The organism is Winogradskyella wandonensis, from assembly GCF_004346845.1.
GTDB lineage: Bacteria > Bacteroidota > Bacteroidia > Flavobacteriales > Flavobacteriaceae > Winogradskyella > Winogradskyella wandonensis.
In genome coordinates, this window is record NZ_SMGI01000002.1 from 979710 (window position 1) to 989221 (window position 9512).

Consider the following 9512-nt stretch of genomic DNA (forward strand, 5'->3'; position numbering starts at 1 on the left):
AATGAATAAAGTTAAATTTTCGCACAGAGTGATTGCTGTTTTTTTAACAGTAAGCTTTTTATCTTCAATCTTTCCATCAAATTTTGCTTATGCCAGTAATGGTGGTCCCGGTTCACCTGAAGCTGCTGGATTTGAGCCAGTAGATGCTACAGATATGGTAAATCTAACCAATGGAAATCTATCTTACGTTTTACCTTTAATGAGCGTAGAAGACTTTCCTGTAACCTTGTCATACCATGCAGGAATTACAACTGACATGGATGCCTCTTGGGCTGGATTAGGTTGGTATATAAATCCTGGTGCTATAAATCGATCTGTCACTAATACTCCTGATGATTGGAAAAGCGGTGTTGGGATTAATTTTACATCATTTTATCAGGAAACTACATCATATGGTGTAAGCGTTGAAGTTGGTTTCCCAGGAGCAGTCAGTGTTGGTGTAGGTATGAATTGGGGCGGAGGACAAGGGCTTTCTGGGTCTGTAAATGCTACAGTTGGAATTGGAGCTGGAACTGGAGGCATGGTTCAAGGTGGTGTTTCCGCAGGAATATCTACCACCGGTGATGCCACCATTGGTGCTGGTATAGGTATAGATTTGGGAGGTAATCTAAGCGCGGGTGTTGGTTTATCTTATTCCTTGAAAAATCAGTGGAATCTATCAGGTGGTATATCCAGTTCCATTGGTGAGAGCGGTGCTTACGTTGGAGCATCCATATCCACTAGTGGAGGATTTTCAATTGGAGGAGCAGGAAACAATAAGGCTAAAGGTGATAAAGTAGGTGGCAATTCAGGTGGTGTAGGCATGAGCTCAAGTAGTTTTTCTCAAGGAGATGCAAGCATAGACGTTCAAAACACTGGAGTTGCTGTGCCACTACATTTTGTGGGGATTCCAATCACTCTAGGTTTTAGAAAGCAAAAAGTAAAAATAAATATTAAAAAAGGATATTTAAACCAAGAATGGGGAGTTTTATATTCAAGTGATTACTCTAACATATCGTCAGAAGTGCCGAGAATTACTTCAGTAAGTAACTACAACGAACACTATACAGATTACATGGTTAGAACAAAATCCATGGACACCTATTCTTCTCGCCTACCGCAATTAGAAGAAGAATTCATATCAGATTATTCTAAAACAATAGAAAACATCAATTTTACTTACATGGCATATGATGATTATAATGTGTCAGCTCAAGGGTTAATGGGTAGTATGACTCCAAATGTTTTCCAGAATTCTAGTATTTATGGAAAAGGACAGGTAACTAAAAACGAAGCAGGTAAACCTATACATGCATTTTGGCATCATGGTTCCTCGAATACCGCAGTTGATAAGAAAATAGACCGAATCAATGGAAGTACTGTTGGAAATTACACCAAAGATGATTTTCATTTTTATTTTAATGGACAGTTTACTGGAACCGAAAAAAATAGCTCTGCTGGTTTTTTCACTGGTCTAGTTGACACGGCGACAACATTTGATGCATTGATTAATGAAGGTGTCCATATTGGAACATCAACAAATAATGCCTATCAGGGTAGAGCTAAATCTCCAAATTATGTTGAAGTATTCACGAATAACCAAATAGCTTCGGGGCATGCTACAGCAAGAGGATTAATAACACCTTCAACTATTCCTAATTCCGATAGAAGTGATATTTCAAAATTCGATCCAGATGGTATTGGAGCGTATAAAATCACTTCTCCTGATGGAAAAACATATCACTTTTCACTTCCCGTATATCACTATGAACAAATCCATAGAAGTCAGATTAATAACCAAGAAAATAGTGTTTTTGATATAGGAAATGTGAATGAAAAAAGACAATTTACCAGATATGCAACGCATTGGTTACTAACAGCAATAACAGGCTCCGATTATATAGATCAACCAGACCCAAATTTATCTAATACATTGAACACCTTTAACAAAGAAGACTATGGGTATTGGGTTGAGCTTGAATACGGAAAATGGAGTGACGGATTTGTATGGCGTAGCCCATATAAAGACAGAACTTACAATTACAATACCAATCTTAAAGGAGACATAGAAGATAAAGACAAGGGAGGTTATAGCTTTGGAAGAAAACAGCTATACTATTTAGACAAAATAAATACTAAAAATAGAACGGCACTTTTTATCAAAGATATTCGAGAAGATAATTTTGGTAAAGCGCTTAATTTCAAATTTTCAAACTCTAATAATGGTGGGTTAACCAATATTGGTAATACGGGTAATGGATCAGTACCTCAAAGTTTGAATTATACAAATCCTTCTCTGTATGTAAAAGAATCTGGGATTAGTTATAAGAGAGAATATAGTTTAAAGCTCTCTAAAATTATTCTGGTTGATAGCGATTTTGGGAAAAGTTTATCTAAAGATTCTAATTCGACGACAACAAATAATTTAGCTTCAACACTTGGGAATTTTAACAATACATATATACCAAATGATTATTGTACTCCTGGATGGGAATCGCCTTATTTTACTCAAGAATATGGTAGCAACTATGGATACTATATCCATAACGAGGCTCAGATTCTGGATAGTAGAGACGTTTCTTCAAGTTTTATACAGAATAACGCTCTAAAAGTTGTTGAATTTAATCACTCTTATGATTTGGCTAAAAATTCTCCTTCTTCATCAGAGGTAGTAACTAGTAATAATAGCCTAAATGGGAGACTAACCTTAGATTCTGTAATGTTTAAGGGTAAGGGTGGTACGGAATATATGCCTGCTACTGCATTTGAATATTATATGGAAGATATGCAAAATATTCAGCTTCCGTCACTTGCTGGTGGCATGTATCCAAATAAAACTCAAATAAAAGATTTTGTTGAGGCTAAGGCAGCTTTAGTAGACTCATGGGGTTTTATACAAGATAATCCTAATTATCAATCTAATGAGAATGAGATTAAAGCTTGGAGTTTAAAAGAAATTACCATGCCAACTGGGGCTAAAATTGAAATTAACTATGAAGAGGATGATTATTGGATGGAAGCTTTTTCAAGGCGTTTTTGGCAAGATGGTCTTGAAGCTAATTTTACTCAAGAAAACGGTATTAAATATGTCTATTTTAGACAACAACAAGGCACATCTAGTGACGTTATAGATTTTACAAATTATTTTAATCTAAATTCGGATGTATTTCTAGACATTCAATATCATAGAAACCCCAGCACAGGAAGTCATGGAAGACGTATAGCTGATTTTGCTGGGTCATTCGACTTGGTAAGTGTCTCTAATTCGGAAATAAAGATACAGCTACCTACAGAGCAGAATAATCATGATAGAACAGGTGATTTCTGTGGAAGTTATCCTTGGAGCTATACTGCATACTATTGCTGTTCAAGTAATCTTGATGTCAATGAAGTTGGTTATATAGCACCAATGGGAGGAAGCCCATGTGATCCTCCTGGCAATGGTTCTACTCATTTCCGTTTCAAACTTTTGGCAAATAAAATTCCTGAATCTGAGACAGGTGGTGGATTAAGAGTCAGCGAAGTAAGAACAATAAGCGATGCAAAAACATACAAAATAAAGTATGACTATTCACATCCAACGGAAAATAGAAGTTCAGGAATTACATCTTATGCTCCCGTCGATGGTTTAAAATTTGTACCATATGAAACAGAAGTCCCAGGCCCTGGTGTTATGTACGAGTATGTTACAATGACTCAAACTTCTAACGATGATGAATATTATTCTAAAACCCGATATCGACATCATGTCTTAAAGCCAGTTTTCAACATTTTTAATCCAGAAATAGAAATGGAGGCTCTTGATGCGAATGCTACTGGAGAAGATAAAATATTTTGGGCAAATGTAACAGAAGACTACGCTGGTATGAACGGTAATAACTCAAAAAACATTGAGGCTAAAAAAGTTGATATACATATTAATACCGCTCTATTAGGTCAATTAAAGTCAATAGAAAATTTAAACAGTTATGACCATGTCATGATGCGTACTGAAAATGAATATATAAATGGAAATAATCTCATTTCTGGACCTAATTCAGAACCGAATAAAGGGTATACAAAAGAGACCTTTAATTCTATGAAAACCATTTTTCAAACGAATAATGAGGGGACAGTAGTAGAAAATGTTAAGCGTTTACTGAGTATATCATCAAGGACAGAGTATAATAATATGCTTAAAAAAACTAACACTTATGCACTAGGAAGCGTAACATCAGTAGAATATGATGACGTAGATGGATGGTTAGGTAGCTATAAAAAGAGCATTACAACATTGCCTAACGGACTTGTAACTAAAAGTTATAAAATCCCTGCCTATGAAAAATATCCAAACATGCAGTCTAGAATTATTAATCATAATAACAAAAACATGTTGACCCAAGAAGCTATGACTATTAATGAATATGCTGGTGGTACTCTAAGTGCTTCTTTAACAACATGGAATGACCAATGGGAATATACAGACGCCACGGGTAATACAAATATAGAATCTGGGGTTTGGAGAAAGCATAAATCATTTGTTTGGAAAGACGATATAAATCCTACAACTGGAGTATATTCAACTTCTCTCAATTCGACCAATGACTATTTTAATTGGGGTATTGGAGCACCTACAAGTAATAAATGGCAAAATATTTCTGAGATTACAAAGTATACACATTGGTCGAGTCCAATAGAAACTCGAGATATCAATAATAATTTTGCTTCATCAAAAATGGCTGATAACTTCAGTAAAGTTGAAGCTTCGGGCAACGCAAGACTAAGCGAGCTCTATTTTTCAGGAGCAGAATATCAAGCTTCAGGTAACTTTCTAACTGACAATGTACAAGGGGCTCAATACCGTCATCTTGGCAATGCACATACAGGAGACTATTCTTTAAGTATAACCTCTCCAGGTGCCCAGTTTTTTAAGGTTCAGGGAGATGTTGGTAGTGACCACGGCGATATATCCAAAACATTTAGACCTGGTAAATACAAAATCTCTATCTGGGCAGATGTAAATACTAAAAGTCATAGTGAATTAAAACTAATGTTCAATGGAAATGAAATAACCTCTACAGAAGTGGTTCGAGCCGGGGATTGGATACTCATGAATTATTATATAGACTTAAGCTCTAATTCTACTGTTGACCTATACTTTACAACGGCTAATACTAATGCTCAATCATTATTCTATGACGATTTCAGAATGCATCCAATTCACTCAAGTATGAATAGCTATATATATAATCAAAGTACAGATGAGTTAATTTCAATCCTAGATGCAAATAATTTAGCAACACTCTACTGTTATGATTCTGGAGGAAGACTTTGCTCAACATATACTGAAGTGGTAGACACCGTTTCTGGTAATGGTAGTTTTAACAGTGGTGGTTTTAAAGTTGTATCTCAAAACAAGTATAATTATAAAAATAGCGTTACAAGTGCCAATTGTAGCTGTACATTTTAAAAACTTATAACTATGACATTACGCAATAACATAACCCTATTTACATCCTTGCTTATAATTTGTATTCATAGTTATAATTTGAATGCACAAGCTAACGAACTTCCTTACGATTGGACGCCTGGAAGTGGAGGAACAGAATTTTATAACCAAAATGGCTCTACTGTAGAGAATGAAAGACTCTATGGGGAAGACCCTTTTGGAAACACATCATTATTATGGCGTTGTGGAAACGAGCCAGATTACCATGCCGACGGCGGATGGAATACTGATTACTTTGAAATCGATAACACGAAAACTTATCGGTATTCTGTTTGGGTAAAGCGAACAGGCTCCCAAGATGGTAGAACTTATCATGGTACTGTAAACGTCAATAATTTGAATGGAACACCGCATACAAATCCATATTTTTGGTCAGGAGATTTACCTACTTTAGATAACTGGTATTTATTAGTTGGTATTATTCACCCGCATACCTATGTAGGTAGTCATAGTAATATAGGGGGAGTTTATGATGTTGTCGGTAATAAAATTCTTGGAGCTAATGATTTTAAATGGAGGAGTGACAATACTTCAACAAGAATGCGAAGCTATTTATACTATGCAGTAGATACTAATGTCCGTCAGTATTTTTATGGTGCTAAATTTCAGGAAATTGATAATATCAATGACGCGATTAATGATTTATTTATAGAAGAAGCGCCATCAACCTCTGATAATCTTAACTGGGTAAGCGGTATAAGCTATAACTTCTTAGGTCATCCTATAAGTAAAAATATGTCTTTCTTTGACGAGACTGGCAACGGTACACAATCCCAAAGTTGGGATATTTTAACAGGGAAAGTATGGAATTCGGAAACGCGTTATGATAGTCATGGAAGACCAGCATTACAAACATTGAGCGCACCTATTGGTACATCTTTTGGATACAAACAGGACTTCATAAGACGTTCAAATGGTACTACATATACAAACTCAGATTTTGAAAACAATCCTGAAAATCCGCAACCCGTTGGTAATCAGAATGAAACTTTAGGACACTATTACAGTACTTTAAATACCAACGAGCCTTATCAAGATATTACCTCCTATCCTTACTCAAGGACCGTTTATAGTAAACTACTTCCTGGAAACGTAAAAAAAGTGGTTGGAGGAAATAAAATTAACAACCAATGGTTACAAACTTATAGTTTTACTATGCCAGCTCCTGGACAAGCTAGCGGGGTCACTAAAACAGTTAGCAGAGATGTACATGGTATTGAAGTTGTTATTTTTACAGATGCAGAAGGCAACACAATAAAAGCTGCAAGAAGCGGTAATGAAGAAGAAGCTCAACCAATAAATACGGTCACTAGTACTATAAAAGAAAATGGTTTTGTAGACATACATATATCCAAAGGTTGTAATGGTATAACGGTAAATAACCCAACGACTGGTAATACTATTGAAGTATATGATTTGATTACGGAGTCTATTGTGCCTCCTTCTCAATGGTCTAATTTACCTAGTGGATATTATAGAGTAGCTGTAGTGAATGCTTCAAGTTTTATTTATAATCCATCACAACAAATAACAGTACAGCATCAAAATAATTATTACGATTTTTCGAATAATGTTTTTGACAAAGCAGGACGTTTATTATCAAGTACTCAGCCAAATGGAAACCTTCTAAAGAGTGATTTTGAATATAATAGCCTTGGTCAACTTCTAGAAACCTCTAGTCCTGACGAGGGAACTGCAAAATTTAAATATAGAAAAGATGGACAAATAAGGTTTTCTCAGAATAGCAAGCAAGAGTTAGCCGGCGAATTTTCCTATACAAATTATGACGACTTAGGTAGACCTGTAGAAAGTGGCATTATAGAAAACTCATCATTCGATACTTTAGATCCAGATAACAATACCCTTCCAGCAGGAGTTAGAAAAGAACAGCAATTTACTGAGTACGATGTCCCAGATATTACTGGGTTCAATGCAACTTTTAATTCAGGAAGTGCTTCACCTGGCAGATACACTCACACTTTTTTAGCAGGAAATGTGAGTAAAACTTACACAAAAAATCCTGATACTAATACGACTTGGTATAGCTATGACATCTACGGAAGAGTAAGATGGATTGTCCAAAATATTGAGGGATTAGGGACTAAAACAATTGATTATGAATATGATTATGCTACAGGACAAGTCACTCACGTGATATATCAACAATATGAGCCTTCAGAATTATTTATTCATAGATACACCTACAACGAGGCTGGACAGCTTACCAAAGTAGAAACTTCAGATAATGGAAGTAATTACATAACGCAAGCAGACTACTCATATTATGAAAGTGGCGCATTAAAAAGAACGGATTTGGCAAATGGTCTTCAAGGTATAGATTATGTTTACAATCTTAATGGACAGTTAAAATCTATAAATCATCCTGAACTTGTAGCAAGTAAGGATCCTGGTGGTGATAGTAATGATTTATTTGGGATGCAGCTAGACTATTACAGCACAGATTATGCAAGAAGCCAGCGTGTTAATATTAGCACTTCGCAAAATGGTGTAGACCAGTTTAATGGAAATATAAAAAGTATGCGATGGAATACAAGCGGTACTCTGCCTTTACCTAAACAAAGCACATATAACTATACTTATAATAAAAATAATTGGTTATCTTCTGCAACATATGGAGAATATCTTAGCGGGAGTACTGCTTCTAATGGTAGTTTTACTCCTAACTCAAATTCAGATTATAAGGTAGATAATATCACTTATGACGCTAACGGAAATATTGAAACCTTGAAAAGAAATGGCTATACGGGAGGAGGTAATAATAACATGGACAATTTTATCTATAATTATAATGGTATTAATAATCAATTAAATAGTATAAGTGATACCAATGATAATTCAGACTCTAATAGGTATAACGATTTAAAAAATCAATTGACCCAAGCAGACGTTCAATCTGGTATGGTTAATTATGTATACAACAGTATAGGCCAATTAACAACTAATATTAAAGACCAAATCACTTACAATTATAACGCGTCTGGATTAACAACAAAAATAAGTGGTTTCACCAATGAGAATACAGGAGAATATGCTACACTTATGTTGCATGATTATGAAGATGCAGGACAAGAAGAAGTAGCGCTTTGGGAATTTAATGCTAGAGGTTCTAGTGCTAGCATAGAATCTCGTTATTCAGTAACCCAAGATTTAAACTATATCTGTTCGTATTTAAATGACACTTACGGAAAGTCTTTAAATATTAATGCTGTGCCAAATTCTCAGGCTAAAAGATACTTACAAACAATTCCAGATGTAAATCACAGATTAGAGCTAGACATGATTGCTTTACAAAGCAACGGTATAATATCTCCATTTGGTTCTGGTAATCCAGACCAAATACCAGTTGGGTATAGGATACGCATCCTGTCAAAATCTGGAGCACAGCTAGCAATTGAAACTGTAAATCCAACTTTAAGCTGGATTAATGACCCAGATACTGGTAATGCTGGTGGTTGTTCATACTTCTATGATGAATATATAGTTATGGATTTTGTTACAGGACGCTATGATGACAAAGTGTACCTAGAAATTACACCACTAAGTAACAGTACCAACAATGTTCAGCTTTATCTAGATAATCTCCATCTACAGGCAACTACAGAAACTAAAGTTGCTTTTTTCTACGACGATAAGGGTAAGCGCATAAAAAAAGAGACTTACCAAGAAAGTAATGGAAATATTACAACTACAACTACCTACTACGTTAGGGATGTAGCAGGTAATCCTATGGGGATATATCAAAGAATTTCTAGTCCAGTTATTAATGGCTTAATGATTTTAAAAGAGCAACCTATATATGGAGCTTCCCGTATAGGGATACATAATAGAGAAACGGGTACAGACCTCTATCAGCTTACAGACCATTTAGGTAATGTTCGTGCTGTAATTGCAAAGCAGGGAACCAATGCAATGGCAATTACAGCTAAAACAGATTACTATCCATTTGGGATGGCGATGCCCAATAGAAATATCGAAGGCAACTACCGCTACGGCTATCAAGGGGAATACGCCGAAAAAGAAGAGG

2 protein-coding genes are annotated in these 9512 nt (G+C 35.4%); both read left to right on the plus strand.

Going from position 1 to position 9512, the window contains the following annotated elements; genetic code table 11:
- Position 1: 1 nt before the first annotated feature.
- A complete protein-coding gene (locus DFQ05_RS09190) occupies positions 2 to 5428 on the plus strand; it encodes a hypothetical protein (protein ID WP_158281904.1) in 5427 nt (1808 codons plus the stop codon).
- A gap of 12 nt (positions 5429 to 5440) precedes the next feature.
- The coding region (locus DFQ05_RS09195; RefSeq protein ID WP_199221977.1) for an RHS repeat domain-containing protein at positions 5441 to 9512 on the plus strand (4072 nt) is incomplete at its 3' end.

Bases quoted from the DNA above. Each gene is read 5' to 3' on its own strand.
- DFQ05_RS09190 (WP_158281904.1), top strand. From the start codon at position 2: ATGAATAAAGTTAAATTTTCGCACAGAGTGATTGCTGTTTTTTTAACA.